Raw genomic sequence first — 360 nt, forward strand, 5'->3', positions numbered from 1 at the left:
CTCCAGCGCATCGCGAAGTCGCCGTTCGCGTCCTGCGCCGCCGAGAATCAGCTCATCCCGCACGAAGGCGAGGGATTCCGAGTTCGGGTCGGTGGCGACCAGGTCCACTCCATCCCAGATGGACGGCGCCACGACGTCTGCGAGGGTGGCGGCCGACCGGTCCGACAACGCGTCCGCCATCCCTGCGTCGCCAGGTGCCGGCTCACCGGCACTAAGCACGGTGCTCAGGTTTCCCTGGGGGTCCATATCCAGTGCCAGGACTCGGTGGCCGGCTCGACGAGCGGCATCCACGATGTGGAAGGTGGTAGTCGTCTTGCCTACGCCACCCTTTTGGTTGCAGAAGGCGATCACGTTGTGTGG

The 360-nt window shown here is 66.1% G+C and carries 1 protein-coding gene; it reads right to left on the reverse strand.

Annotated elements, in window-relative coordinates; translation table 11 throughout:
- Positions 1-351: ParA family protein (locus AC1DYP_RS24890; RefSeq protein WP_477048577.1), on the reverse strand; the 351-nt coding region annotated here is incomplete at its 3' end.
- Positions 352-360: the final 9 nt, after the last annotated feature.

The sequence above is a fragment of the Caulobacter sp. P1_D6 genome (assembly GCF_056406095.1).